At 45.1% G+C, this 25789-nt stretch carries 28 protein-coding genes; 23 read left to right on the top strand and 5 right to left on the bottom strand.

Annotation, left to right across the window (positions count from 1 at the left end; translation table 11 throughout):
• Positions 1–11: 11 nt before the first annotated feature.
• The 6 genes from J0B03_RS05290 to J0B03_RS05265 all read left to right on the top strand — a co-directional run bounded on the left by J0B03_RS05290 (position 12) and on the right by J0B03_RS05265 (position 6702).
• Positions 12–2255: an ATP-binding cassette domain-containing protein gene (locus J0B03_RS05290; RefSeq protein ID WP_207300812.1), complete on the top strand. Its 2244-nt coding sequence runs from the start codon at positions 12–14 to the stop codon at positions 2253–2255.
• 151 nt (positions 2256–2406) lie between these two features.
• Entirely contained in the window at positions 2407–3717 is a 1311-nt protein-coding gene (locus tag J0B03_RS05285; RefSeq protein ID WP_207300811.1) for a DEAD/DEAH box helicase, read from the top strand.
• A gap of 280 nt (positions 3718–3997) precedes the next feature.
• Entirely contained in the window at positions 3998–4888 is an 891-nt protein-coding gene (locus tag J0B03_RS05280) for an AraC family transcriptional regulator (protein ID WP_207300810.1), read from the top strand.
• 1 nt (position 4889) lies between these two features.
• Positions 4890–5324 (top strand): hypothetical protein, encoded by a 435-nt coding sequence (locus tag J0B03_RS05275; protein WP_207300809.1) that lies wholly within the window; start codon positions 4890–4892, stop codon positions 5322–5324.
• Between the two features lie 195 nt (positions 5325–5519).
• Positions 5520–6149, top strand: a complete 630-nt coding sequence (locus J0B03_RS05270; RefSeq protein ID WP_207300808.1) for a GyrI-like domain-containing protein — start codon at positions 5520–5522, stop codon at positions 6147–6149.
• A 16-nt stretch (positions 6150–6165) separates the two neighbouring features.
• Positions 6166–6702, top strand: coding sequence for a GNAT family N-acetyltransferase (locus tag J0B03_RS05265; protein WP_207300807.1), 537 nt, complete (start codon positions 6166–6168; stop codon positions 6700–6702).
• Between the two features lie 80 nt (positions 6703–6782).
• Here J0B03_RS05265 and J0B03_RS05260 read toward each other — a convergent pair whose 3' ends face one another.
• Positions 6783–7568 carry an ABC transporter permease gene (locus J0B03_RS05260; protein ID WP_207300806.1) on the bottom strand — a complete coding sequence of 262 codons (786 nt, stop codon included), beginning with the start codon at positions 7566–7568 and terminating at the stop codon, positions 6783–6785.
• Positions 7549–8487, bottom strand: a complete 939-nt coding sequence (locus J0B03_RS05255) for an ABC transporter ATP-binding protein (RefSeq protein WP_374058617.1) — start codon at positions 8485–8487, stop codon at positions 7549–7551. The genes J0B03_RS05260 and J0B03_RS05255 overlap by 20 nt, the downstream gene beginning before the upstream one ends.
• 200 nt (positions 8488–8687) lie before the next feature.
• Between J0B03_RS05255 and J0B03_RS05250 the strand changes: the two genes are divergently transcribed.
• The 7 genes from J0B03_RS05250 to J0B03_RS05220 all read left to right on the top strand — a co-directional run bounded on the left by J0B03_RS05250 (position 8688) and on the right by J0B03_RS05220 (position 14297).
• The gene (locus J0B03_RS05250; protein WP_207300804.1) at positions 8688–10235 is read left to right on the top strand and encodes an ABC-F family ATP-binding cassette domain-containing protein; all 1548 of its coding nucleotides are present in this window, start codon (positions 8688–8690) and stop codon (positions 10233–10235) included.
• 27 nt (positions 10236–10262) lie between these two features.
• Positions 10263–10838: an AEC family transporter gene (locus tag J0B03_RS05245; protein ID WP_207300803.1), complete on the top strand. Its 576-nt coding sequence runs from the start codon at positions 10263–10265 to the stop codon at positions 10836–10838.
• A 61-nt stretch (positions 10839–10899) separates the two neighbouring features.
• Positions 10900–11388 (top strand): transposase, encoded by a 489-nt coding sequence (locus J0B03_RS05240; protein WP_207300606.1) that lies wholly within the window; start codon positions 10900–10902, stop codon positions 11386–11388.
• Complete coding sequence (locus tag J0B03_RS05235; RefSeq protein ID WP_207299438.1) at positions 11385–12443, top strand: IS3 family transposase; 1059 nt, start codon at positions 11385–11387, stop codon at positions 12441–12443. The genes J0B03_RS05240 and J0B03_RS05235 overlap by 4 nt, the downstream gene beginning before the upstream one ends.
• A gap of 23 nt (positions 12444–12466) precedes the next feature.
• Positions 12467–12877, top strand: a complete 411-nt coding sequence (locus J0B03_RS05230) for an AEC family transporter (protein WP_207300802.1) — start codon at positions 12467–12469, stop codon at positions 12875–12877.
• A gap of 55 nt (positions 12878–12932) precedes the next feature.
• The gene (locus J0B03_RS05225) at positions 12933–13889 is read left to right on the top strand and encodes a calcium/sodium antiporter (protein ID WP_207300801.1); all 957 of its coding nucleotides are present in this window, start codon (positions 12933–12935) and stop codon (positions 13887–13889) included.
• 57 nt (positions 13890–13946) lie between these two features.
• On the top strand, positions 13947–14297 hold the full coding sequence (locus tag J0B03_RS05220; protein ID WP_207300800.1) for a DsrE family protein: 351 nt from the start codon (positions 13947–13949) through the stop codon (positions 14295–14297).
• Positions 14298–14301: 4 nt separating this feature from the next.
• Here J0B03_RS05220 and J0B03_RS05215 read toward each other — a convergent pair whose 3' ends face one another.
• Positions 14302–14442, bottom strand: coding sequence for a hypothetical protein (locus tag J0B03_RS05215; protein ID WP_207300799.1), 141 nt, complete (start codon positions 14440–14442; stop codon positions 14302–14304).
• A gap of 92 nt (positions 14443–14534) precedes the next feature.
• On the opposite strand from J0B03_RS05215, the gene J0B03_RS05210 reads away from it, so the two are divergent.
• Both J0B03_RS05210 and J0B03_RS05205 read left to right on the top strand, forming a co-directional pair.
• A complete protein-coding gene (locus J0B03_RS05210; RefSeq protein WP_207300798.1) occupies positions 14535–14897 on the top strand; it encodes a BlaI/MecI/CopY family transcriptional regulator in 363 nt (120 codons plus the stop codon).
• Between the two features lie 2 nt (positions 14898–14899).
• Positions 14900–16708, top strand: coding sequence for a M56 family metallopeptidase (locus J0B03_RS05205; RefSeq protein ID WP_207300797.1), 1809 nt, complete (start codon positions 14900–14902; stop codon positions 16706–16708).
• 78 nt (positions 16709–16786) lie between these two features.
• Here J0B03_RS05205 and J0B03_RS05200 read toward each other — a convergent pair whose 3' ends face one another.
• Positions 16787–17725 (bottom strand): alpha/beta fold hydrolase, encoded by a 939-nt coding sequence (locus J0B03_RS05200; protein ID WP_207300796.1) that lies wholly within the window; start codon positions 17723–17725, stop codon positions 16787–16789.
• 125 nt (positions 17726–17850) lie between these two features.
• On the opposite strand from J0B03_RS05200, the gene J0B03_RS05195 reads away from it, so the two are divergent.
• Positions 17851–18516 (top strand): DUF3159 domain-containing protein, encoded by a 666-nt coding sequence (locus tag J0B03_RS05195; RefSeq protein WP_207300795.1) that lies wholly within the window; start codon positions 17851–17853, stop codon positions 18514–18516.
• A gap of 84 nt (positions 18517–18600) precedes the next feature.
• Positions 18601–19050 carry a cupin domain-containing protein gene (locus J0B03_RS05190; RefSeq protein WP_207300794.1) on the top strand — a complete coding sequence of 150 codons (450 nt, stop codon included), beginning with the start codon at positions 18601–18603 and terminating at the stop codon, positions 19048–19050.
• A gap of 71 nt (positions 19051–19121) precedes the next feature.
• On the opposite strand, the gene J0B03_RS05185 is transcribed toward J0B03_RS05190, so the two are convergent.
• Positions 19122–19808, bottom strand: coding sequence for a TetR/AcrR family transcriptional regulator (locus J0B03_RS05185; protein ID WP_207300793.1), 687 nt, complete (start codon positions 19806–19808; stop codon positions 19122–19124).
• 232 nt (positions 19809–20040) lie between these two features.
• On the opposite strand from J0B03_RS05185, the gene J0B03_RS05180 reads away from it, so the two are divergent.
• The 6 genes from J0B03_RS05180 (at position 20041) to J0B03_RS12315 (ending at position 25729) form a co-directional block, all read left to right on the top strand.
• On the top strand, positions 20041–21414 hold the full coding sequence (locus tag J0B03_RS05180; RefSeq protein ID WP_207300792.1) for a uroporphyrinogen decarboxylase/cobalamine-independent methonine synthase family protein: 1374 nt from the start codon (positions 20041–20043) through the stop codon (positions 21412–21414).
• Between the two features lie 179 nt (positions 21415–21593).
• Positions 21594–23006, top strand: coding sequence for an MFS transporter (locus J0B03_RS05175; RefSeq protein WP_207300791.1), 1413 nt, complete (start codon positions 21594–21596; stop codon positions 23004–23006).
• Positions 23007–23229: 223 nt separating this feature from the next.
• A complete protein-coding gene (locus tag J0B03_RS05170; protein ID WP_246798197.1) occupies positions 23230–24738 on the top strand; it encodes an FAD-dependent oxidoreductase in 1509 nt (502 codons plus the stop codon).
• Between the two features lie 73 nt (positions 24739–24811).
• Positions 24812–24961: a hypothetical protein gene (locus J0B03_RS05165; protein WP_207300790.1), complete on the top strand. Its 150-nt coding sequence runs from the start codon at positions 24812–24814 to the stop codon at positions 24959–24961.
• A 70-nt stretch (positions 24962–25031) separates the two neighbouring features.
• Positions 25032–25484: an alpha/beta hydrolase gene (locus tag J0B03_RS12320; protein ID WP_256436435.1), complete on the top strand. Its 453-nt coding sequence runs from the start codon at positions 25032–25034 to the stop codon at positions 25482–25484.
• Between the two features lie 2 nt (positions 25485–25486).
• Positions 25487–25729, top strand: coding sequence for an alpha/beta hydrolase (locus J0B03_RS12315; RefSeq protein ID WP_256436434.1), 243 nt, complete (start codon positions 25487–25489; stop codon positions 25727–25729).
• Positions 25730–25789: the final 60 nt, after the last annotated feature.

The raw sequence follows: 25789 nt of genomic DNA, 5'->3' as shown, positions 1-25789 counted from the left end.
CGGTGGAGATCATGAACGATCGAATCGAAATTAGGGGTTTGCACCAAAACAATTTGAAGAACATTTCTCTGTCCATACCCAAAAACAAAATCGTTGTTTTCACGGGTGTATCCGGGTCCGGCAAATCAAGTATCGTATTTGATACCATTGCAACAGAAAGCCAGAGGCAGATGAATGAAACTTATACGGCATGGGTCCGGGGACGAATGCCAAAATATGAAAAACCAAAAGTGGATTATATCGACAATCTTTCCGCATCGGTCATCGTGGACCAGTCCAGACTAGGGGGCAACGCCCGTTCAACGGTTGGTACGATCAGCGATTTGTATTCTGCGCTTCGAGTGTTGTACTCCCGGATCGGGGCGCCCTACGTTGGGACTGCATCCTACTTTTCCTTCAATGATCCCAACGGGATGTGTCCCGAGTGTTCGGGTTTGGGGAATATAACAGACATCGATACGGAGGGGTTGGTGGATCCGGAAAAATCCTGGAACGAGGGAATGGTAAAGCTCCCAGCCTACGGTGTGGGAAACTGGTATTGGAAGATATACACCGAATCGAAGGTATTTGATCTTGACAAGAAATTCAAGGATTACTCGGAAGAAGAAAAGAACATTCTATATTATGGGGCAAAAGTGCCCAATGGAGACCAGGTCCACAAAAAAGTGGAGGGAATCGTTCAACAACTCAGAAGAACCGTGTTGATGCGGGATACGTCCGCGATCAGGGAAGCATCTGCAAAAAGGCTGTTGAGCCTGATCATACAAAAAAAATGCCCCAGCTGCCATGGCAAGAGACTGAACGATCACACCCTTTCCTGTCGGATCAACGAGAAAAACATCCATGAAATGAGTGAAATGGAGTTTACAAGTTTAAGAGAAGCATTGTCAAAAATCGAAGATAAAAGAGCGACGACCATTGTCGAAGATTTGGTGGCGTCTTTAGGCAGAATGATCGAAATTGGCCTTCCTTATCTAAGCATGAACCGGGAATCGTCCACCCTGTCTGGTGGAGAAGCCCAACGTCTGAAACTGGTGCGATACATGGGAAGTGCATTGACTGGGATGACATACATTTTTGATGAACCCAGTACGGGCATGCATCCAAGGGACGTTTACCGCATGTGCAACTTGCTTCAAAAACTTAGAGACAAGGGAAACAGCGTCCTTGTCGTCGAACACGATAAAGATATCATAAGTATTGCAGATCATATCATCGATGTCGGGCCCCTTGCAGGGAAACATGGTGGTGAAATTTTGTTTGAAGGAAGTTACGAAGATCTTCTTTTATCCGGGACCAGGACCGGCAATGCGATGAAAGAGATCCTTCCGATCAAGGAGCAACCAAGAGTGCCCGACAAGTATCTGCCGGTTCGCAATGCAACTTGTCACAACCTGAAAGATGTATCGGTGGATATTCCACTCCACGTCCTGACCGTAGTGACCGGCGTGGCCGGTTCCGGAAAAAGCACGTTGATCCGGGATGTATTTGCAAAAGAGCATGTTGACGATGTGGTGCTGGTGGATCAGTCTCCCATAACAGCTACAGGCCGTTCAACGCCAGCCACCTTCCTGGGGTTTTTCGATGCCATAAGAAAAGTGATTTCAAAGGAAACGGGTCAGAGCGCATCGATATTTTCCTTTAACAGCAAGGGCGCATGTCCTGCATGCAAAGGAAGAGGCGTCATTGTTACGGAGCTCGTATTCATGGACCCTGTTACTACGGTTTGTGAAGAATGTGAAGGAAATCGCTTTAACAAAGAATCCCTTTCTTTTCAATATCACGGAAAAAACATCATGGAAATATTGGCCATGTCGGCAGAAGAAGCTTTCGTTTTCTTTAAAGGCCAGAATAGAATCGCAAAACAAATTAGGCGGATGGTGGAAGTGGGCTTGGGATATCTTTCCCTGGGACAACCGACGTCCACCTTATCGGGAGGAGAACGGCAGCGTTTGAAGCTTGCGAAACATCTGGATGATCAGGGAAGCATTTTCATTCTGGACGAACCAACCACGGGGCTCCACGCCTCTGATATCAAGGGGATCATGAAGCTGTTTGAGAGATTTGTTGACAGGGGAAATACGGTGATCATCATCGAACACAATCAAGATGTCATTAAAAATGCGGATCACATCATTGATATTGGGCCGGATGGAGGCAGCGGCGGTGGCGAGATCGTATTTGAGGGAACCGTGAGAGAGATGGTGGAAAAAAGTTCAACAATCACTGCCAAATATCTCAGAAAATCGATGTAAAATATCGAATGATTTTATGACCAGAGCCGTATTATGTAGAAATAAAAGGGAATATTGGCATAACTTAAGGATTTCCTTTTGTTAACAGTGATATACTAAGCATACTATAGAAAAAGATATACATTCATGTAATATCAAAAGGAGAAATATATTGTTATTTGAAGATTTAAAGTTAATGGAACCGATAAAGAAAGCCATAAAAACGAAAGGGTATACAAAGCCGACAGCGATCCAATCGAAAGCCATACCGCCCCTTCTAATGGGCAAGGATCTATTAGGGTGTGCCCAAACAGGCACAGGGAAAACGGCGGCTTTTGCTATCCCCATCTTGCAAGGCATTGCATTGCAGCAAAAAGCATCCCCGGGCCGCAGGCAGATCCAGGCCTTGGTCGTAGCACCAACCAGAGAATTGGCCATACAGATATCCGATAGTTTTAAAGAGTACGGCAAGTACTTGAATCTGAAGACGCTGGTGATCTATGGTGGTGTATCGCAACACCCTCAAACAAAAGACCTGACTAAGGGAATCGACATACTGGTGGCCACACCTGGAAGACTGCTGGATTTGATCACCCAAAGATATGTTAGTTTAAAGAGTGTAAAATATTTCGTGCTCGACGAGGCGGACATGATGCTGGATATGGGTATGCTGTTGGATGTGCGAAAAATCATCACACACCTGCCTCAGGAAAAACAGACCATGTTTTTTTCCGCCACCATGCCTGCTGAGATCGAGAAGCTGGCAAATTCCATATTGAAGGATCCCGCCAAGGTAGTGGTCACACCGGTATCCTCAACGGTGGAGATTATAAATCAGGAATTATACTATGTGGATCGTGGTAATAAAGCAAAACTGCTTACTCATTTATTGAAAAACAAAGCCATCATATCGGCCCTGGTGTTTTCAAGAACGAAACATGGAGCCAATAAGATCGTCAAGTATTTGGAAAAAGCCGGGTTCAATGCGGAAGCGATCCACGGGAACAAGTCCCAAACGGCAAGGCAGCTGGCCTTGAAGAATTTTAAGGAAAGAAAGACCAGAATACTTGTGGCTACAGATATTGCAGCCAGAGGCATCGATATCGAAGAGCTGTCTCATGTCATCAATTTTGATCTGCCGGAGGTTCCGGAAACCTATGTACATCGTATCGGTCGTACTGGCAGGGCCAGTCACGGGGGCATCGCCATTTCCTTTTGCAGCCATGATGAGAAATCGATGTTAAAAGGCATTCAGCGTTTGATCTCCAAATCCATCGAAGAAGTAAGTGACCATCCATATCCATTGGTAGACACAAATGTTGAACCTGTTGCTAAACCGATTCGACGGAATACTTCGACAAAACCCGGGACTCAGGATCAAACCAGAAACAGGAGAAGAAACAACGAAATGAAGAAGAAAGCTGGTAGGACGGAAAAAAGTCGTTCCAGTTCTAAAGGATACAAATCGAGAAGCGAAGAATAACAGTATCGCGAAAACAAGTTATGAGAACACCGTTATCGGAACAATGCCACATGAATCCGATAACGGTTTTTCTATTGTCGGAAAATTTCTGGAGGCGATATGGAAATATGTCATAGCATCTGATAACAATGGCAAATTGTATTATAATATACTTAGAAAACCAACAGTACCAATCGTTCAAAATTCTTGAGATGTATGTTGACCCGACATTATTGTGCACCGATTGTCGGATGAATCAAGAGATTCTTTGATACTATGAGTGAAGGAAGGAGGTTGTTGGATGGATTCCTTAAGCAAAATGAACAAGGCAATGGCATACATTGAAGAGCACTTGATGGAGGATATGGACTATGGCAGAATTTCTCAAATCGCGTACTGTTCCGAGTATCACTTCAAGCGGATGTTTTCCTTTTTGGCGGGGGTAAGCTTGTCCGAGTATATTCGGAGAAGAAAACTCACCCTGGCTGCTCTTGATTTGAAAAACATGGATCTGAGAATCATTGATGTTGCCTTCAAATACGGCTATCATTCAGCAGATTCATTTTCCCGTGCTTTTCATTCCATGCACGGCATACTCCCATCTCAAGCGAGAAATGAGGATGCACAACTAAAGGCGTATCCGACAATGACCTTTCAATTAACCATTAGAGGAGGAAACGAAATGAAGTATCGCATCGTAGAAAAAAAATCATTCAAGCTGGTAGGCTTTAAAAAAAGAGTTCCAGTTGTTTTTGAAGGGGTTAATCCTGAGATCGCAAAAATGACGGAGCAATTGACCCTGGAGGTTGTTCAACAACTAAAATCGATGTCAAACACGGAACCCATGGGGATCGTCAGTGCTTCCACAAATTTTTCAGAAGGAAGAATGGAAGAAAATGGGGAACTGGATCATTACATCGGGGTAGCTACAAGAAGTAGTGATGCAGGAGATTTTGATGAATTGGATATTGATGCCGGTACCTGGGCTGTATTTGAAGTGGTTGGACCTTTTCCGGAAACCCTTCAAAACGCGTGGGGCAGGATCTACTCGGAGTGGTTTCCTTCCTCAGGGTACGAAGCAGTGGACGGCCCGGAAATATTGTGGAATGAGAGTCCGAATACAGCAGATCCGAATTATCGAAGCGAGATTTGGATCCCTGTGAAGAAGAAAGAAGTTGGAATAGGGGAGTAGCATGAAAAGAATTCAATTTTTGGTCGAAATAAGTGCACCCAGAGAAAAAGTTTGGGCAACCCTTTGGGAAGACGATACTTTCCGTGACTGGTCAAGTATTATTGATGAAGGCACGTACATGGACGGAGCATTGGAAGAAGGTAATGAGATCCAGTTCATTTCTTCCGTCAACGGCTATGGAGTAAGAAGCCTGGTGGAGAAATTGGATCCCAATGCCTTCATGCGATTCAGGCATCGTGCAGACACCAAAGAAAGTGGAGAACAGGAACGGGAAAAAGAATGGTCTGGCGGGACGGAGAGTTATGCGCTGTCCGAAAAAAATGGGATCACTATACTGGATATAAATATGGATGTTCCTCTGGAACAAGTGGAAACGTTTGAAGTCAGGATTCCCAAAGCATTGGCTAGGATCAAGCTTCTGGCGGAAAAACCGTAATGGAAAAATCTATGAATTCATTTAAAAACGAGGAATTGACCGAGGCCAAGACCGCCCTTGTGTCTACCTTGCGAAAATGTGAAAAAATGCAGGTAAACGGTAAGCTGCAGTCTTCGCAAAAGACATTGAATGACCGTCGGGTAAAGGCGCTGCGCATTGCAATAACATTAATAGAGAAAGAGATGAGGTCAGAAAATGTCTGTGGACTTTAAAAGAAAAGATAAAGAATTATATCTGCCTAAAACGACGCCTTCCATCGTGGATGTGCCCCAGATGATGTTTGTCCGCGTTGACGGAAAAGGCGATCCCAACGCAAGTAAAGAATATGCTGCTGCTGTGGAACTGTTGTACGGGCTTTCCTATTCCATCAAGATGGGAAACAAGGCGATCCTACAATATGTTGTTCCCCCTTTGGAAGGGCTGTGGAGGGTGGAAGACGATTTTAGAGGTGGTGGTGCGACCATAAGCGATAAAAGCAAGTTTGTGTGGACGATGATGATCCGGCAACCGGATTTTGTATCAGAAGAAATATTTGAAGTCGCAAAAGATACTCTTGCAAAGAAAAAGCCCAATCTCGACATTTCAAAAGCCAAACTTGAAAGCATGACCGAAGGTTTGTGTGTTCAGGTAATGCATATCGGTTCCTATGATGAAGAGCCGGCTACTGTTGGGGCTCTTGACAAATTTGCCATGGACAAGGGATACGCCATCGACATTGGCGACGAACGACATCATCACGAGATCTACATCTCCGATCCTCGAAAGGTGGCGCCGGAGAAGTTGAAAACTGTGATTCGTCACCCGATACGAAGGTTGATTCCATGAAAAGGAGAACGAGAAAATGGAATTGTACACAGCAAGACTGATCCTACGCCCGTGGCTGGAATCGGATGCCGCAGACTTATACCTATATGCAAAAGATCCCCGAGTTGGCCCCATTGCTGGTTGGCCCACCCACACCAGTGTGGAGAACAGTCGTGAAATCATAGGTAGCGTGTTATCTGCAGAAGAAACCTATGCTGTATGTCTCAAAGAGGACAACAAGGCCATCGGAAGCATTGGGCTGATGATCGGGAAAGACAGCAATCTGGATCTGCCCGAGACAGAAGGAGAGATCGGATATTGGATCGGAGTTCCCTTCTGGGGGCAAGGCCTGATACCCGAAGCCGTAGAGGAACTGATTCGATATGGATTCCAGGATCTTAAGCTTACAAAGATTTGGTGTGGTTATTTTGACGGAAACATCCAATCCAAACGAGTGCAGGAAAAATGCGGTTTCACCTACCATCACACCAACAAAGACATCTATTGGGAGTTGACCGATGACATACGAACAGAGCACGTTACCTGCCTTACGAGGGAGGATTGGAGGATTTAGCATGTTTTTGCAGCATTGCTCTCTCGATTTCCACGATGGGGAGCAGCTTTTTCAAACCACAGACAAAGCGGAAAGTCAGGTCAGTCAAGTATACGTTTTTGTATCAAACGTATGGGGATCGGAAAGATCACCAGGTTGAAGACAATCAACCAGAGCCCATGAATGAAAAGTGCAGAAGAGACTGCACCTGTGGACAGGCTGCGCAAAAGCACAACGATATGGTAGAGGGGCAGAAACCAGGCTATGCCCTGTACTGCTTCTGGCAGGGCGGAAATGGGAAAGAATACCCCGGAGAAGAGAAACATCGGAGTGACGACCAGCGTAAAAAAGTAAGAAAAGGAATCCATCTTGGGGACGATACCAGTCCAAATCATGCCTAGGGACGAAAAGGTAAAGCCGCACAACACAAGAACCAGCGGTATGAACAAGGAATACAACGATGCCACCAAGCCCAAGGCAGATATGACAACTAGGATGACCGTGCCGTACAGGACGCTTTTAAAGACGCCGGACAGGATCTCTCCTGCCACCACTTCTTTCAAGTGGATGGGTGTGGCCACGATGGCGTGAAAGATCTTTTCGTGATGCATGCGAACATAGGAATCGTAGGTGCATTCGGAAGCGGAAGCCCACATTGCAGAAGTGGCGATCATGCCTGGAGCAATAAATTGCATGTAGGATATACCATCGATGTCGCCGATAAAGGCACCCAGACCCCAACCCATGGCAGCAAGATACAAGAGTGGTTCAATGAAATTAAAAGCTATATTCGTTTTCCATGTCTTTCGAAAAACGGCCAGATTGCGGCGAAAAACCCTTAAGGCATATGCGTTTAGTGCACCATAATCATGAAGAAGCATTTTCATTTCCGAACCTCCTGCCGGTGAGCTTTAAAAAGACGTCTTCCAGGTTTGCGGGTCTTTGCAGCAAAGTCTCCACTTGCTGATGTTTTTGAAGGGATCGTAGAACCTCCGAAGCATTATCGCCCGGATGAAGATAAAGGGTATCGCCGATGCTCAGATGGCCTTGGATCTGCTTCGACAGCAAAGCCAAGAGGGCTGGCTGATTTTCTTTTGAAATGCCTGCTTCATAAACCAGCACACCAACATGGCGGGACACCAGATCGCCTGGTCGACCTTCATCCAGAATTTTACCTTCATCCATGATGATGATCCGGTCACACAGCTGACTTGCTTCTTCCAGGTAATGGGTTGTCAGGATCAAGGTCAATCCTGTTTTTTTAAGATGACGCAAATGTTGCCAAATATGATGACGTGCTTCCGGATCCAGGCCTGTGGTAGGCTCGTCAAGTATCAAAACATCCGGTTTGTTCATCAATGCTCTGGCGATGGTCAACCGTCTTTTCATCCCGCCGGAGAGTTTTTCCACTTCCGTATCCTTCTTGGCGCTCAGTCCAAAAAACTCCAATTGTTCCATTGCCCGTCCTGTGGCAACCGCTTTATGGATCCCAAAGTACGATGCATATACAATAAGATTTTCAAGCACGGTAAGCTCCAGATCCAAATTGTTCTCCTGGGGCACCACACCAAGACGAGCCTTGATATCACGAGGTTGTGTTGTTGCATCATAGTTCAGCACCCGTAAAATACCGCTATCCACTGGCATGAAGCAATAGACCATCGCTACGGTAGTCGTTTTGCCGGCACCATTTGGACCAAGAATGCCAAAATATTCCCCATTAGAAATAGCAAAGTCGATATGATCTACGGCAGTAAGATCACTATACGCTTTATACAGATTTTTTGCTTCAACGGCATATTTCACCATGTACACCACCTTAAACAACTGTAGTACGTGTTTTAATCATCTTATTGCAAAAAAACCATGAAGGCAAGCACAATCACGTTGACAAGGAGTTTTGATATTTTCAGGCTTAGCCATTGATTATTGATCCAAGAATGGGTAAGATATATAAGCAAAATAGAGTGGTAGACATTTGGACTTTAAAATAGTAGAGGTGAACGATGAGTATTTTAACAGTGAGCAATCTGAACCACGGTTTTGGTGGCAGAGAGATTTTAAAAAACGTATCCTTTCGACTTTTGAAAGGAGAACACGTAGGTTTGATCGGTGCAAACGGGGAAGGGAAATCTTCCTTTATGAACATCATAACAGGAAAGTTGGAGCCGGACGAAGGCCAGATCGAATGGTCAAAGAGGGTCCGGGTCGGTTATCTGGACCAGCATGCTGTACTTGAAAAAGGGACGAGCATCCGGGACACTTTGCGGGGTGCCTTTCAATATCTGTTTGACATGGAACAGGAAATGCAGGATCTGTATGTGAAGATGGGTGAAGTGTCGGAGGATGAGCTGGATGTCATTTTGGAAGAAGTGGGAACCATTCAGGATATTCTGGACCATAACGATTTTTACATCGTGGATTCCAAGGTGTTGGAAACCGCAAGGGGACTTGGTTTGGACGAATTGGGGTTGGACCGGGACGTAGACGACTTGAGCGGCGGCCAACGGACCAAGGTTCTTTTGGCAAAGCTGCTTTTGGAAAAACCGGATATCCTGATGCTGGATGAGCCTACCAACTATTTGGACGAACAGCACATCGTGTGGCTGAAGCGATACCTTCAGGAATATGAAAATGCATTTTTGCTCATATCTCATGATATTCCTTTTTTGGATAGTGTCATAAACCTCATATATCATGTGGAAGACAAGGAATTGTCCCGTTATGTTGGGAACTACAGCGACTTTGAGCGGATCTATGAAGCAAAGAAAATGCAGCTGGAAGCAGCATACAAACGCCAGCAGCAGGAGATCGCACAGCTGGAGGATTTTGTGGCCAGGAATAAGGCCAGGGTCGCCACCAGGAATATGGCCATGTCCCGGCAGAAAAAGCTGGACAAGATGGAGATCATCGAACTGGCCAGGGAGAAGCCCAAGCCGGAATTCCAATTCAAGGAAGGGAGAACGGCAGGGAAGCTTTTATTTGAAACAAGGGATTTGGTCATCGGCTATGATGCTCCCTTGTCGAAACCACTGAATCTTCGAATGGAAAGGGGTCAACGAGTAGCCATTACCGGGGCAAACGGAATCGGAAAGACTACCCTTATCCGATCCATATTGGGACAGATCCCTTCATACGATGGTGACATAGAATTGGGACACACCTTGCAGATCGGATATTTCGAACAGGAGGTCAAGGAAAAAAACAGCCGAACGTGCATCGAAGAGATCTGGGAGGAATTCCCCGGATGGACCCAGTTTGAAGCAAGGGCGGCTTTAGCGAAATGCGGGTTGACAACAAACCACATCGAATCCAAGATGATGGTGTTGAGTGGCGGAGAGCAGGCAAAGGTCCGGCTTTGCAAGGTACTGAATGTTGAGACCAACATCCTGTTTATGGATGAGCCCACCAACCATTTGGACGTGGATGCCAAAGAAGAATTGAAAAGAGCACTGAAAGCATACAAGGGTGGCATCCTGCTGATCTCACATGAGCCGGAATTCTACCAGGACGTCGCCACGGAAATCTGGAACCTGGAAGAATTTTGCTCTTGATGGACGTAGGAAAGGAGCGGATGCAGAATGTCAGAAATCATATTGGTGGTTTTGAAGATCTTGCCGGTTCTTCTGCTCATCGGACTTGGAATCTGGTTGAGGAAACACAGCTTTGTCAAACTGGAAGCGATCCAAGGTATCAAAAAAATCGTCATGGACATTGCACTGCCGGCGTTGCTCTTTGTTACTTTTTTGCAAACGGAACTGAAGTCGGAGGTATTTTTGCTGTCCATCGTGATATTTGTCGCATCATCCATCGCTTTTGGGGTGGGTTTTGTGTTTCGCAGGGTACAAAAGACGGCCAATCCATTTTATCCTTCCCTGTTTGCCACGTTTTTGACAGGTCCCTTTGGATTTCCTCTCTTTATTGCGTATTTCGGTTCTGAAAATTTTTACCGGCTGGCCATACTGGATGTGGGCAATTCCCTGTTTTTGTTCACTGTTATGACCGTGTTTCTAAGTACGGTGAGTTGCGATATGAGATCCGTCCAAAAACAAAGCATTTCAACCCATCTAAAGAACATCACCAAAGCACCTCTTGCGGTGAGCACGTTTTTGGGGATCCTATTCTCAATATTGGGTTTTGGGACCCCCCTGTGTTAGGATAGTTGTCGGGTGATCAAAAATATTATATGCTAGTAGCCAAGAGAGAGAGAGGATCAATATGGCTACCTACAGTAAAGAATTTAAAGACAAATTAATCAAGTTGATGTTACCACCCGAAAACAGGTCCATTAAGGAACTGGTTGATGAGTATCATGTTCATGAACAAACCCTGTATAAATGGCGTAAAAAGGCAAAATCCAAAGGGACGGTCTATCAGGATCATGCAGGCTCCAAACAAAAATATTCTAAAGAAATGCAGTTGCAAATCATTATTGAGACCAGTCCACTCAACAACCATGAGCTCTCAGAATATTGCCGACGCAAAGGCATATATGCGGAGGAAATCGAAGTCTGGAAGCAAGCATTCATCACCGGTGAAACAGCTGAAGAATCCAAGGTCAAAAAAGAACTCAAGGACAGTCAAGCAGAGCTTAAACTTACAAAAAAGGAACTGGAGCGCAAGGAGAAAGCTCTTGCCGAAGCTGCCGCACTCTTGGTATTAAAAAAAAAGATGCAAGCGATTTGGAGTTCGGACGAGGAAGATTGACCAGCCAATCAAATCGCATCAAAGTGGTTGTGGCCATCGACGAAGCAGTCCTTTCTGGAGCCAGACAGTTCAAGGCTTGCGAAGTCGTCGGTATCAGCGAGAGGACCTACCAGCGCTGGAAAGTTCAAGGTAACGATACAAAAGACGGTCGTCCGGATGCGCTAAGACCCATACCTGCAAACAAGCTGCATTTGGAGGAGGAGAAGAGGATCCTGGAGGTGATGAACCAAAAGGAACATCGAAGCCTTTCACCAAATCAAGTCTTTCATAAGCTCATTGATAAAGAAGGAATATATATCGCTTCGGTTTCAAGTTTTTATCGGGTCTTGAGATATTTTGGTCAAGTCAATCATCGGGGCTATGCAAAAGCACCCATAAGCAAGAATATTACAACACATTGTGCAACAGGCCCCAATCAGGTCTGGATGTGGGATATCACCTGGCTTCCCGGTCCCGTGAAAGGAATATACTATTACCTGTACATGATCATTGATTTATTCAGCCGCAAAGTGGTTGGCTGGGAGATCTGGGATCACGAGAGTTCTGAAAACGCCAGTGTTCTTGTGAAGAAGGCTGCGTACTCTGAAAATGTATTGATGAAGAACGAGCCTTTGGTGTTACATTCTGATAACGGAAGTCCGATGAAAGGTGCTTCCTTGTTGACAACGCTGTATAATCTAGGGATCGTGCGATCCAACAGCAGGCCAAGAGTGAGCAATGACAATGCTTATATTGAGTCAATGTTCCGAACGGTCAAATACATGCCATCTTTTCCCCATAATGGATTTTCAGATATTGAAACTGCCCGCAGATGGGTCGATGCCTTCGTTGATTATTATAATAATGACCACCACCACAGCAGCTTGAAATTTTTGACTCCCAACCAAAGACACAATGGATCGTCCGATGAGATCCTTCAAAGAAGAAAAGAAATACTGGAAACTGCAAAGGCAAAGAACCCTGAACGATGGACCGGACCGGTTCAAAACTGCACCATGGAACAAGCCGTTTGGCTGAATCCATCAAAAGAAAAAAACAGTGAAAAAGCATGCTAGCATATTTGAGAAAAGCGACAACTATGTTGACAATTACCGGGACAGGAATGGATAGCAACCCTGTGGGACTGGCTGTATTGGATGCCGTTGAGATGGTTGGAAATGTGACGGTGCCCATGATGCTGATCGTTGTGGGATTTGAGTTGCCTTTTGAATTTCACAACATGAAAAGCATCCTGCTGGCCGTTGTGCTTAGAATGGTCATGATGCTGGCATTGGCATATCTGATCAATAAGTTCGTCATCCAACAGTGGCTTCAATTGGATGAGTTGTATACAGCTGCGCTATATACCATGTTTATTCTTCCGCCTCCATTTGTGATCCCTCTTTCCATCATTGGGGAGTGCGAGCATAAAAATTATGTGCTGAATTTTGTTTCCTTGCATTTGTTTGTTTCCATGATCGCCTTCCCAGTGGTCATGGCTCTTCTGTAAAATAAGGGACGGTTCTTTTGATTCAAAATGAAAATTCAAAGAAGCAGGTGAACATATGACATATTTTTTATTGTTGCTGGGGTTTGCCCTATTGGTCAAAGGAGCGGATTTCTTTGTGGACGGGGCATCAAAAATCGCGAGAGCTTTAAAGGTTTCGCCCATGCTGATCGGGTTGACCATTGTAGCATTTGGCACTAGTGCACCGGAAGCTTCCGTCAGTTTTATCGCGGCGTTGGAAGGAGTCAGCAATGTGGCGATTGGAAATGTCATTGGAAGCAATGTTTTCAATACGACCCTCATTTTGGGGATCGCAGCCATCCTGTTCCCCATCACGGTCCAAAGTGAAACAATAAGGAAAGAGATCCCGTTCGCTCTATTGGGGAGCGTTGTCCTGTTGGTATTGACTAGTGATATCCGTCTACAAGCCGGGGACACCAATCTGATATCAAGAACGGAAGGGATCATCCTGCTGCTGTTTTTCGTAGTTTTTCTGTATTATCTCTTTGAGGTTGCAAGAAGTACCCGAAATCAAGTTGATCTTGATGATTCCAAACCGAAAGAGATTTCATGGATCAAAAACATGTCCCTTACTGCAGCTGGTCTGGCTGGCATTATTTTTGGAGGCAGTCTTATCGTGGACAACAGCATTGAGATCGCCCTGTCCTTTGGAATGAGTGAAACCCTGGTAGGATTGACTATCGTTGCTGTAGGCACTTCCCTGCCGGAGTTGGTCACATCGGTAACAGCAGCGCTGAAAAAACAGAATGACATCGCTTTGGGAAACATTATTGGAAGCAATATATTCAACATATTTTTCATTTTAGGAGCATCGGCAGTCATACATCCTTTAGCTGTGGACCCAAGAATTATTTTTGACGTAATTCTGTTGATCGCTTTGACACTGTTGATCCTGGTCTTGTCCCGAACCAGCTACAAGGTAACTAGAATGGAGGGAGTAGTCCTAGTCATTATCTACATTGTCTATACTGCCTTTATTATTTATAGAAATTAATGAAAGGGACGGTTCTTTTGATCACAAAAAATAGGAACCAAGAAGGAAGGGTGCAAAATGTACGAATACAAAGTGGTCTTTCACATTGATGAAATGAACAAGTGGAAGCTGTTGCTTGCCAATGTGACAAATCTGATCAATGCTCTAGAGGGAAACCCCTATCGGATCGTGGTAGTGGCAAATGGGGAAGCGGTGAAGTATTATGATACCACCCAGGATCTGGGTGCAGGTCCAGCCGCTTTGGAAAAGCTGTCCGCACAGGGAACGAGATTCACAGCCTGCAAAAACGCCCTGGCAGCGAATCATATGGAAAAATTCGATTTGATCCCGTTGGTGGAGATCGTTCCGGCAGGAGTCATGGAGCTAGCAAAAAAACACCGGGAAGGATATGCCTACATCAAGCCTTGATCGTTTAAAAAATCGTTTTAGAGCCGCCTTCTTTTGCCAGAAGGACGGCTCTTTCCATTTCGTGTTGCTTGAACAAAACGCTGACGGTACCTCGAAGCCAAAGGGTGGGCATTGGATAATGGGGATCCTGTCCGACAAATCCCATGAAGGAAGGAATTGTTCTTTTGATCCTTGACGCATGCATCTAAAGGTGCTAGACTATAACTGTCTAATGAAGATAGACATAGGAGGGGCATCGTGGAAAAATTCAAGCTTGGAGAAATGGAACAAAAATTTGCAGACATCATTTGGAAAAGCGCACCTATTAAAACACAAGAACTGATTGCTATCTGTGCAAAAGAATTCAACTGGAAACGAACAACGACGTATACCATGTTGAAGCGATTGTCTAATAGAGAGTTGTTTAAGAATGAGAATGGCATAGTGGTAGTCGTTATGGAAAAAGACGATTTTCTGGCACGAAAGGGAGAGGAATTCATAGAGAAAACATTTGAAGGATCCCTGCCGCGCTTTTTGGCGGCATTTGGGCGTCAAAAAAAGTTAAGTGATAAAGAAATCAATGAGATCCAACAGCTCATCGACAAGTACAAGGAGGTGTAGACGTGTTGGAGAAGATTTTTCTTTCTATAATGAGCATGAGTTACACGGGCAGCATCATCATAATTTTCATTATAGCGGTACGGTTGCTTTTAAAAAGAGCACCTAAAATATTTTCCTACATGCTATGGGCGATCCCTTTCTTCCGGCTACTTTTTCCTGTTTCATTCAAGAGCATCTGGAGTCTGATCCCGGCAGAATCATCACGGATTCCCGCAAGTGTCATTACAAAAACATCATCTGGCATCGGTAATGAAATGTTCAATGTTGATCCCATTGTCAACGATTCCATTTCCATGAAGGAGCCGATGTTGGCTGCAGAGCCGTTGCAGGCTTGGATCAAGCTGGGATCGATCGTCTGGACTATAGGGATCCTTGCATTTTTGATTTACGGAATATGGTCGGTGGTACGATTAAAAAGTAAATTGAATGAAGCAAATTTTGAAGAAAAAAACATCTACCGATCCCGGCTTGTGGATACCCCATTTGTGATGGGACTATTTCGACCGAAGATCTACCTGCCTGTGACTCTGTCAGAATCGGAAAAAGATTATATCCTGCTTCATGAACAAACACACCTCAAAAGATTTGACCACGTCATTCGATTTTTCAGCTATCTGATCGTGTGTATTCATTGGTTCAATCCTTTGGTATGGATTGCCTTTTGGTTAAGCGGAAAAGATATGGAAATGTCATGTGACGAATCGGTGATCCGTCGACTGGGACAAGGCGTGAAAAAGAATTACTCCCAATCTCTGTTGAATCTCACGATCGGAAAATCGAATATTGGAATGACACCTCTCGCTTTTGGAGAAGGTGATACAAGAGGACGAATCAAAAACATTATAAATTTCCAGCGACCCAAATGGTGGATCGTTGTGATAGCCATCCTCGTTTTGATCGTTGCGTTTGTTGGACTAATGACGGATTCTAAAGAAGATGCAAAAAAAACGGCAGAACGATTTCTCGAGGTACATACGACTCCGGAGAATGCGGAATTTACAACCTTTTATCTGGACAACATGAATTTGAAATCGTACAGTCTATCGGAAGTAAATGTTTTTTTTGATTTGGTGAGAAAAGAATACGAAAATCTGATGACAAAAGAAGCAATGGAAAGAGCGATCAATAATCGGTTCATACCTTGGATAGATGTGATAAAAGATGCCGACTACACCTTGGAAGTTGTTTTCATCGATTGGAACAAAAGGGAATCGTTGGAACATAGCATGGCCGAATATGACTATGAGATGGGAATCCAAGTAACTTTTGCCAATGAAAAAAGAGAAGAAGTCACCGTTTCTGGGGAAATAGAATTGGTTGAGATGGGTGATGGCTGGAAAGTAGATGGCTATCATCCCAATAATGAAGACTTGTCAAAGTTGTTGTTATGGAACGATACCAACAACAAAGCGCCCGGCTTTTCTTTACCACCAAATGAAGGGGAAAAGATCACGTTCCAGTCTTCTGAATTGATCTATCAAAATGACGGAGGCACATCCCATTCCCTCGGACCCATTGGTCCAACTTACATTTTGAGCAATCGTGTTCTTGAAGTAAAAGGCGAGACCACTTATGAAGTATCCGATTTTCAAGAAACGACGTTGTCGGAGGAAAGCTTCAAAAGTCAGTTTCAAAAGTTTCACGAGATCCCAGACATATCATCTTTTCACAACAAAATGCAGTATGATCTGGTGGATTCCACAAAAGAAACCCCGGGATACCGTCTATATGTACTGGACGATCAATACTGGATGGCTACACTGTATCGAGGAAGTATTTGGAGGGTCGTTACTCTTATACCGCTCGAATGATAAGGGACGGTTCTTTTGATCACAACTAATAGAAACAAAAAGAGCAGTAAATCTGATCTAGGCTTTGGAAGGATATGCCTACATCAAGCCTTGATCGTCCAAAAAACGTTTCACTGCTTGATTTGCCAATTCCGGCTGTTCCAGGGGAAGCAAGTGACCTGCCTTTTCAATGATTTTCAAAGTAGCTTCAGAGCCGCCTTCTTTTGCCAGATGGACGGCTCTTTCCATTTCTTGTTGCTTGACCAAAACGCTGTCTGCACCTCGAAGCCAAAGGGTGGGACATTGGATCATAGGGATCTTGTCCAACAGGTTCCATGTCAAACGAAACGGTCCGATGGCGTTCAGCTGCCAGTCGTCCATGTCCTTTTCGCCGTACTGGAATTTACCTCGGATCTCATCCTTCAAAATGGATGCCAACCGGTCCGGGTCCGTCGGGGAAGTTCCTTTGACAAAAATAGAATGAAGAAGTTTGTTGATGGAGGCATCATCCATTTTCACATATCGCTTGCTTAACATTCTCAACATGCCAGGTGTTTTGATGTAGAGCCAGGTGATGAACTGCCAATCCACCTTGTCTCCCAAACCGCCAGGCTCAAACAGAGCCATGGATCGTACAGAATTTGGATAGCGGGATGCATATTCGATGCTGAGCGCACCACCCATGGAAAGTCCGATCAAGTGAAAGCGGTCCAACCCCAATTGAGTGATTCCGTCATGGAGGATGTCTACCAGACGGGTATGGGTCAAATTTCCGTCCCAAGGTCTGGATTTGCCGTGTCGGGGTGTATCTATCGCAAAAACATGGTAGTGGTTGCTCAAATATGGAAACATCTGATCCCAGCTGAATCGGGCCTCGTCATACATGGCCCCGTGGAGCATGATGATCTTCGGTTTTTGAGGGTCCCCTGCTTCGTAAACAGAGATGGGTCCTCCCTGGACCTCCAACATGTGATGCTTCGATTCACAAGCATTTTCAAATCCGCCGGTAGATTGTATGGTTGCAGAAATCTCGTTCATGTCACTCATCATCCTCTCTTTGGTTCGATTATACACCTGGTTTTCATTCTTTTGAAGTGGGTCTATCTAGAGAATGGAGTCTTTCCATGATAGAATGAGATTATCAATTTATTGAAGGTGATGGCATGAACACAAAGGAAATAAAAGAAGAACTGCAGTTGTTGCTCAAAGGGAAAACTCTGGATGCCCTCATACCGCCATTTGTCTATGTGGTAGCCAATGGTTTCTTTGATTTGAAAATCGCCGCAGCTTTGGCTATAGGGAGTGCGCTTGCACTGATGATCATACGATGGAAATCGAAAAAAACGTTGAAATATGCCTTTTTTGGATTGTTGGGTGTTCTTATTGCAGCGGCTTTTGCCATTCTGTCGGATAATGCGGTGAACTATTTTTTGCCGAATCTGTTGACTAATCTGGGACTGGTCGTCATTACCACGTTCAGCCTGGTCATCAGAAAACCTCTGGCAGCCTGGGTCAGTCATATTTCCAGAGGATGGGAATTGGCGTGGTTTTGGAGACCGGACATCCGTCCCGCCTATACGGAGGTGACCATCTTTTGGCTCAGTTTCTTTTGCATCCGTGCGGTTTTACAGTTTTTGGTACTGATCGAAGCAAACATCGCTCTTCTCTTCCTAGTCAACACCTTGCTCGGGTTTCCCGTTACGGGCGTGGTCGTGCTGATCAGCTATGTTTACGGAGTATGGCGGTTAAAAAAACTGGGTGGTCCTGGGATCGATGAATACCGGCAGAATGTGCCAAAACCGTGGAAAGGTCAGACCCGGGGGTTTTGAGTCATTTCTTGAAGTAGACGTAGTATTTGGGTTATAATTAAAAAAATTGTGATTTCTATAACAAAACAAAAGGGGTGTTGGCACATGTTTAACAACAATGAAGGCGAGTACGGCAGGTTTATCATTCAGGATCTGCAGGATCCGAATGCGGGGACGAAAGAGTTTCGGGAGATGTATAAAAAATTCTCCAATAGGATCCTGTGGATGGACAACAACGTTGTGGAAGGAGCTTTCCAGATGAATACGGCTTGGTACTATGCTGTGCCGGAAAAAGATCCTGTCTTTGACGAACACGCCCATGGATATGATGAGTTGATCGGTTTTTTTGGAAGCGATCCGGAAGATCCCTACAATCTCAATGGAGTCATTGAGCTGGCCATCGACGGGGAATGGCACAGGTTGGACCGAACCAGTATGCTCTACATACCTGCAGACATGAAACACATGCCTATGTCCATAAAAAATGTGGATAAACCCATCTTCCATTTTTCCATTCTAATAGGTCCGGAGTATATAGGAGGGGCCTACAAGTAAGACAGCAATACCAAACGCACCCCCTGCAATGCGGGGGGTGCGTTTTTATGGAAAAGTTTAATTTTTTGTCTTTAAATAATCTTGAAATATGGTTCAAAGGAGAAGCCGATCTCTTCAATCACTTTTTTGCTCTCCTTAATGATCTCTTGGATCCTTTCCGGATGGATGTTCATCATTTTGAAAGGGACCTCTCCGGCATAGTCTAAAAATTCCTCCATGGTGCAGTCAAAATCGCCTCGTAGGTACGAAAAAGTAAGGGACAAGGCTGCGCCTGCAGATGCCCTTGCCAACATGGTAAGTTCATCCCTGTCGTGGTCGATGTCCAGCTTGTATTGCCTATCGTGTATCTTGTAAAAAGGGACGGATACTTCCTTTGCGGGAACGGAACAGTCATAATTGGCGTTGATCCTCTCCACGTAGAACCGATTCACGTTTTTGTCCACAAGATTCAGCATCTGAGTCAACCGGATCTCGACGGCAGTGGAAACTTGAAGGTCATACTTTTTTTGGTCGTGATAGTATTTGTACAGCTTGAACGCTATGACGTTTTTGTTTTCCTTTGCGTAGGTTTCCGCCACCACGCGTGCCAGGTCGACCTTGGAACCGTAATGGTAGGAAATCAGCGGTTTGGTGATCCCGCATAGTTCCGCCACGTGTTCCAGATAAGTATCATTATAACCGTGGTCGTAAAACAACTTGGTTGCGACTTCCAGTATTTTTGATTTTGGGGTTTGTTTTTTTTCGTTTGGAGTTGTCATTTTTTTATTATACTGTTTTTTTTTCAATTAATCTAGTACACTCTGTAAATTTTGAAGCAAGTTTTTGTATAAAATGAACCGGTTAAAATATTTTACAATTTTTTATTGACAATTGAGAGGGCGAGTTTTACAATGTACTTAACCGGTTAAAATTACAAAACAACTACAGGTTACAAATTTATCGAAATCGACATCTGTCATTATCAAAATCATTCGATCAAAGGAGGTTACTATGTCAGTAAAAGAACTGCAGCAGGAAAGAAACCAGCTCTTCTCGGATCTTTTCAACAACATCATACCCAAGCGGATGCCCGTTTCCTTTGCCCTGAATCCACGGATCATTGCGGAATATGCAAACTTGGACTTGTTGGAAGTTCAATTCGACTATAGCTTGCTGGATTCCGTAGCAGATGAAGCGGCACAACTGATTTATTCCGACACCTGTCCCATGATGCCTGCAAGTCTGGCTTCAAGGATTCCAGGAGGATATCAGGCCATCGATTCCCAGTCCTTTCAAATGGGAAGCAACGGTTTCATGCAACATCCGGAAGTTGTTGGAATGGAAGAAAGCGAATATCCAGACTTGATCGCAGACCCCTATGCCTGCATTTTAGAAAAAGTTTTGCCGAGACAGCACAAGGCTCTTGGTTTGGATGATCCAGTCAGAAGGTCCTTGAGTATCAGCGCAGTGCAGGCTGAAAACAATCGACAATTGGGAAACACCATTCCCATTATGAAGAGACTGATCGACAAATACGGCTATTACCAGGGCGCACCAGCAGGATCTGGAGGATTTACTGCGGCGCCATACGACTTCCTGTCCGATCAACTTCGAAGCTTTTCCGGGATCAGCAAGGATATTCGAAGAAACAGGACCCAGATCATGGAAGCATGCGAGGCATTGATGCCATTGATGTTCCAGTTGGGATTACCTTCCAATCCATCTCCGGAGGGTGCCGTGGGAATGCCGTTGCACATGCCTACTTTCATGAGAGAGAAGGATTTTGTGGAAGTGTGGTTGCCAAGCTATTTGAAGATCGTACAGCAATATGCCGCACGAGGGATCCGAACCTCGCCATTCCTGGAAGACAACTGGATGAGATATGTGGATATCTTGCAGGAACTTCCAGCAGGGACCGTCATGATGTTTGAATACGGAGATCCCAAGCTGGTCAAAGAAAAATTGGGAGACAAATTCATCATCAAGGGATTGTATCCGTTGGATCTGTTGAAAAGAGGCACCAAACAACAGGTCATCGACAAGGCGAAAGAGATCTGCGACATCATGCTGCCAGGAGGAGGCTATATCTTCAGTTTTGATAAGGGACCATTGATGTTAAGCGACATCAACCTGGAAAATTATCGAGCATTGACGGAGTTCCTTCGGGATTATGCTGTTTATGACAACGCAGGTGAAAGCTATGGTAGAAAGCTCAACAGCGAGAATTATGAGATCGATCCCGATTTCGGCAAGTTTGAATCCAAGTATTTGACCGATTGGGATGCCTATAAGGCAAAATACCCCATGACACCGGACAGCATGAAAGAACACCTGAACAATTATGACATGGCCAGTCTTCGTTTTTATTTGAACTTGCTTGTTTAACACTACATATGTAAATTTTCATCACCCATTGTTTCAATTGAGCAAAAAATACCTGGCAACGACTGCGTTGCCAGGGACTTGGCTCAATCCATACCAGCCCGCTCGGGAACAAGGTGTGGGAAAATAAGTAAGAACATAGTTGTGTTTCGCTATTATCTTATACTATAAGGAGAATATAAATGGAAAAAAAGACTGTACTTTCAAACTTCGAAATCATGTCCTTTGCGTTGCCCAACGCCGTTTCGGCCATGGTGCACCTGATCCCGGTCATGTACGGAATGATGTTTATGACCGAGTATTTGGGCATCTCTGCAGCTGCCATGGCAACAGCAATGCTTGTTACAAAATTGATGGATTATGGGGTTGCCATTTTTGCAGGCAGCATCATTGAAAAAACACACAGCAAAAAACATGGAAAATACGCTTTATGGCTTAGGATCACAACATTTACGCTGTTTTTCGGGTCCTTGTTGCAGCTTCTTAACACGAACAGCATCATACCTTCCTCCATCGGAAGATTGATATTTGTTTCCATCTTTTATTGCACCTTGCACTTTGGAATGAACTTCCGTGCAACCTCTCAGGGAGGACTTTTACAGCGAATGGCCGGTACTTCCATGGAAACTCGTAAGATTTTGAATGCTCGAAACGGTCAGTTCTCGGCAATGATCACCATCATTTTTGGTGCCATCACCATTCCCTTGATCGAGTTCTTCGGGGGCAACTTCGGCGAAGCCAATGGTTATGCCCTCACCATCGTAGTTTATGGCGCCCTGTTTATGGCCCTCAGTTTCTTCATGCTCTTCCCGGTCATGAAAAAGTACGATATTCCCAGGGAAAAGGCAGAAATCAAAAACGTTCCCCCTGTACGGGACATGTTCAAGTCCATCATAACCAACAACCAGATGATCGTCATGTTTTTCATGATCACCTCCATGACCGTAGGTACGCAAATTTATACGCCTCTTGTTGCCTATTACTTTAATGTGGTTACAGGACGATTTGCAGTAATGACCCTGCTGCTGACGGTTCAAGGAATCAGTGCATTCCTGTTCAGCCTTGTGGCACCTGCCATTGCAAGAAAGCTTGGGAAAAAAGGTACGCTTATGTTCAGTTCCGGTCTTTCCCTTCTCTGTTATGTGGGGATCTGGCTCCTCGGTTTAAATAATCTGTGGGCCTTGGTGGTATTTGCCAGCTTGATCAAAGGTGCAGAAGCCATTTACCGATGCTTCGCGATCAACTACTTCCTGGACTGTGGAGAGTACGGTTACTACACAACAGGCCAAGACAACAGAACCATGGCGTTGACGGTTATGAACTGGCCCATCAAAATTGGATTTATGGCCGGTGGAACTGCAGTAGGTTATGGCCTTGCTCTAATTGGTTATGAAGCCGGGATGGTGGTCACCGATGCCTTCTCAAGAAGCTTTATGATGTTGTTTGGATTGGTACCGGCAGCATTGCTGGCCATCACCTTCCTTTTAGCCATGTTTGCCTACAAGCTTACCGATGAACAGTCCGCATTCTACGCAGCGGAAAACAACAAAAGAGAAGCGGCGATGAGAGAAGCGGCACTCAACGCAGCCAAATAAAAAGATTAATTATCAAAAAAAAGAATAAGCTGAGGTACTGCAATGAAGCAGTGCCTCCTTTTTTTTAGGTGGAGTTCCAGATAAGATTGCATATTCCTAAAGAGAAACATATAATAATTTTAAAGGGAATTAAAATTACAAGAAAAGATTGTTGGACTATGCTTGATAGTTATACAGAGATCGAAGATCTTTTTATACAAAACATTAAAGGAGTGTTGAAAAAATGAAAACCTATGTGGAAACATCCAACACGCTGCCCGTTTATGATGAATGCGATATTTTGGTCGTTGGTGGAGGTGCGGCCGGTCACAGCGCCGCCATTGCCGCCGCCCGTGCCGGAGCAAAAAATATCGTAATCATGGAGCGATATGGCTATATGGGTGGAGACGCCACTGGTGGATATGTCATCATGGTTCCCGATCTTTCCTGGTATGACAAACAATTCGTTCGAGGGATCCAGGAAGAGTGGTTCACTCGTCTGGAAGGAATACCAAATGCGGTATTGGCGCCGCGGCTGGAAGAGTGCGGCAGTGAAGATCCGGCCCTTTTGCACCGGTGGGCTGCCATCCACGACTGCGTCAGCAGGGGAACATATTGGGCAAAAGACAAGGATGGAAATGAGATCACCCGGGATTCCAAAAGGCTGGTTCGTGCCGTCTATTTTGAACCCAACCAGCTCAAAATTGAAATGGACAAAATGCTTTTGGAACACAAGGATGCCATTCGGGTCCAATATCACAGCTGGGGCACCAAGCCCATCATGGAAGACAATGAAGTGAAAGGCGTGATTTTTGAGAGCAAGGAAGGAAGAAAAGCTTTGCTTGCAAAAGTCGTCATCGATGCGACGGGGGATGGAGATCTTTATAGTCAGACAGGGGCGCCCTTTGCCAGTCTTTCCGATGCAGAGACTCGTTCCAGCACGACGGCACTGGTTTGGCGCATCGGAGGGATCGACTGGGATGTCTTCTATGAGTGGCGCCTGTCCCATCCCCAACAAGCTCAAGCTATCAACGGCCGTTTGGCAGAAATTGCAGGATTCCGTTGCATGCCCATAGCATCCAATCAAAACGACATTTGTTGGATCAACAACTGGCATGCCAACAGGGATTGTACCAACATCGAGGATATGTCGGCCACGGAGATCAATACCCGGGCAACCATGCGGGAAATTATGGCCTATTTGAAAGAAGCCTGTCCTGTCGCTTTTCGACATGCTTTTCTTTATGACATTGCCCCACAGTTGGGGACCCGATGCAGCCGCCGTTTAAAAGGAGAGTACATCATGAGTGCCGATGACTGGGCATTTGCCAAACAGCATGACGATGTCATTGCCTGGCATTCCACCATTTGTCAGATCAACGACTGCGGCCCTGTGGAAATACCATTTAGAGCGATCCTTCCTCAAGTTGTGGAAAACCTGCTCTGTCCGGGACGACATTTGTCGGCGGATGATGTTGCCATCGACTGGGTCAATTTGATTCCCCAATGCGTTGGAACCGGCCAAGCCGCAGGCGTGGCTGCTGCTGTCGCCGTCCTGGACGGCACCAATGTACGGAATGTGGACATAAAGAAAGTACAGGAGATCCTCATCGACCAGGATGTACCGTTGCCGCGAAACGAAAGAGTGGATCCTTCCTATACCCAATGCTGTGAAGAGCATGGATATGGCCTGTACACTGCTTTGGCAAAAAGGGCCAAAGAGGAAGGTCTAGCGGATTTCCGACAATGGTAAGCAAATAAGCGGGTAGAATCATTGGGATCCGGATATTTAAGGATCCAAGAAGAAAAGACTAGATGCAAAGGGCGTGTCGGATCTATGGACATGCCTTTTCATCATGTTCAAGGTAGGTCTTGCCACCCCCATCGCCACTGTTGTCGGTATTGTGATCTGCGTGGTGTATTTGAAACTTTCCAAGTGGGACAAGGATTTAGAGTCCGTTGGCAGGCATGATTGAGATATGCAAGATGGGTATGAATAAGAGATGATATAATAACAGAAACGGAAACGGTGAAAGGAAGAGCCATATGATGAAAAAACGGATCCAAAACGCATTCATTGTCATAGGGTTGGTCATGGTCATGCTGATCGGCGGTTTTCTCATCTATGCATCGAATTATTACAAGGCAGAGGAGGAGGCTCTAGCTCTATTGGAAGAAGGAGATCGAATCCGTGTCCAGGACGAACTGGTCATTGTGACCCCACCTGATCCTGGAGACACGGCACTGATCTTCTACCCCGGTGCTAAAGTGGAACATTTCGCCTATTTACCGCTGCTTGATAAAATCGCACAAAGCAGCGAGATCACCTGCATCCTGGTTGACATGCCTTTCAACATGGCGATTTTTGATTCCAATGTTGCCCATGAGATCATGGAGGATTTTCCGGATATTGAACACTGGTATATTGGTGGTCACTCCATGGGTGGAGCCATGGCCAGCAGCTACGCATCGAAGAATCAAGACAAGGTCAGGGACTGATTTTGCTGGGTGCCTATATCTATGGAGGATATCCGGAAGAAGATGCGTTGACGATCTATGGCACTTTCAATACAAGTGTGGCAGAAAAAATCGATTATACCAAAAACATTGTAGTGATCGAAGGGGGCAACCATGCTCAGTTCGGAAATTATGGCAAGCAAAAGGGGGATCCGGATGCCACCATTTCCAGTGAAGTGCAGCAGAATATCACGGTGGAAGCCATCCGGGACTTCCTCACTGAATGAGACCAACAAGCAAGCGAAAATCTCTTATGTTGGAGATATGGCAGTAGATCGTCGAAAGGA

The sequence above is a fragment of the Alkalibacter rhizosphaerae genome, from assembly GCF_017352215.1.
Taxonomy (GTDB): Bacteria; Bacillota; Clostridia; order Eubacteriales; family Alkalibacteraceae; genus Alkalibacter; species Alkalibacter rhizosphaerae.
The sequence above is the reverse complement of the archived record's forward strand: the minus strand, read 5'-3'. Positions and strand labels throughout refer to the sequence as shown.

What these genes read in the sequence shown, in the direction of transcription:
- J0B03_RS05280 (WP_207300810.1), top strand. Translation starts at nt 3,998, where the DNA reads ATGGATTCCTTAAGCAAAATGAACAAGGCAATGGCATACATTGAAGAG.
- J0B03_RS05175 (WP_207300791.1), top strand. Translation starts at nt 21,594, where the DNA reads ATGGAAAAAAAGACTGTACTTTCAAACTTCGAAATCATGTCCTTTGCG.
- J0B03_RS05225 (WP_207300801.1), top strand. Translation starts at nt 12,933, where the DNA reads ATGACATATTTTTTATTGTTGCTGGGGTTTGCCCTATTGGTCAAAGGA.
- J0B03_RS05195 (WP_207300795.1), top strand. Translation starts at nt 17,851, where the DNA reads ATGAACACAAAGGAAATAAAAGAAGAACTGCAGTTGTTGCTCAAAGGG.
- J0B03_RS05250 (WP_207300804.1), top strand. Translation starts at nt 8,688, where the DNA reads ATGAGTATTTTAACAGTGAGCAATCTGAACCACGGTTTTGGTGGCAGA.
- J0B03_RS05170 (WP_246798197.1), top strand. Translation starts at nt 23,230, where the DNA reads ATGAAAACCTATGTGGAAACATCCAACACGCTGCCCGTTTATGATGAA.
- J0B03_RS05265 (WP_207300807.1), top strand. Translation starts at nt 6,166, where the DNA reads ATGGAATTGTACACAGCAAGACTGATCCTACGCCCGTGGCTGGAATCG.
- J0B03_RS05275 (WP_207300809.1), top strand. Translation starts at nt 4,890, where the DNA reads ATGAAAAGAATTCAATTTTTGGTCGAAATAAGTGCACCCAGAGAAAAA.
- J0B03_RS05230 (WP_207300802.1), top strand. Translation starts at nt 12,467, where the DNA reads ATGTTGACAATTACCGGGACAGGAATGGATAGCAACCCTGTGGGACTG.
- J0B03_RS05240 (WP_207300606.1), top strand. Translation starts at nt 10,900, where the DNA reads ATGGCTACCTACAGTAAAGAATTTAAAGACAAATTAATCAAGTTGATG.
- J0B03_RS05260 (WP_207300806.1), bottom strand. Translation starts at nt 7,568, where the DNA reads ATGAAAATGCTTCTTCATGATTATGGTGCACTAAACGCATATGCCTTA.
- J0B03_RS05290 (WP_207300812.1), top strand. Translation starts at nt 12, where the DNA reads ATGAACGATCGAATCGAAATTAGGGGTTTGCACCAAAACAATTTGAAG.
- J0B03_RS05200 (WP_207300796.1), bottom strand. Translation starts at nt 17,725, where the DNA reads ATGAACGAGATTTCTGCAACCATACAATCTACCGGCGGATTTGAAAAT.
- J0B03_RS05270 (WP_207300808.1), top strand. Translation starts at nt 5,520, where the DNA reads ATGTCTGTGGACTTTAAAAGAAAAGATAAAGAATTATATCTGCCTAAA.
- J0B03_RS12320 (WP_256436435.1), top strand. Translation starts at nt 25,032, where the DNA reads ATGATGAAAAAACGGATCCAAAACGCATTCATTGTCATAGGGTTGGTC.
- J0B03_RS05220 (WP_207300800.1), top strand. Translation starts at nt 13,947, where the DNA reads ATGTACGAATACAAAGTGGTCTTTCACATTGATGAAATGAACAAGTGG.
- J0B03_RS05245 (WP_207300803.1), top strand. Translation starts at nt 10,263, where the DNA reads ATGTCAGAAATCATATTGGTGGTTTTGAAGATCTTGCCGGTTCTTCTG.
- J0B03_RS05180 (WP_207300792.1), top strand. Translation starts at nt 20,041, where the DNA reads ATGTCAGTAAAAGAACTGCAGCAGGAAAGAAACCAGCTCTTCTCGGAT.
- J0B03_RS05185 (WP_207300793.1), bottom strand. Translation starts at nt 19,808, where the DNA reads ATGACAACTCCAAACGAAAAAAAACAAACCCCAAAATCAAAAATACTG.
- J0B03_RS05190 (WP_207300794.1), top strand. Translation starts at nt 18,601, where the DNA reads ATGTTTAACAACAATGAAGGCGAGTACGGCAGGTTTATCATTCAGGAT.
- J0B03_RS05215 (WP_207300799.1), bottom strand. Translation starts at nt 14,442, where the DNA reads ATGGGATTTGTCGGACAGGATCCCCATTATCCAATGCCCACCCTTTGG.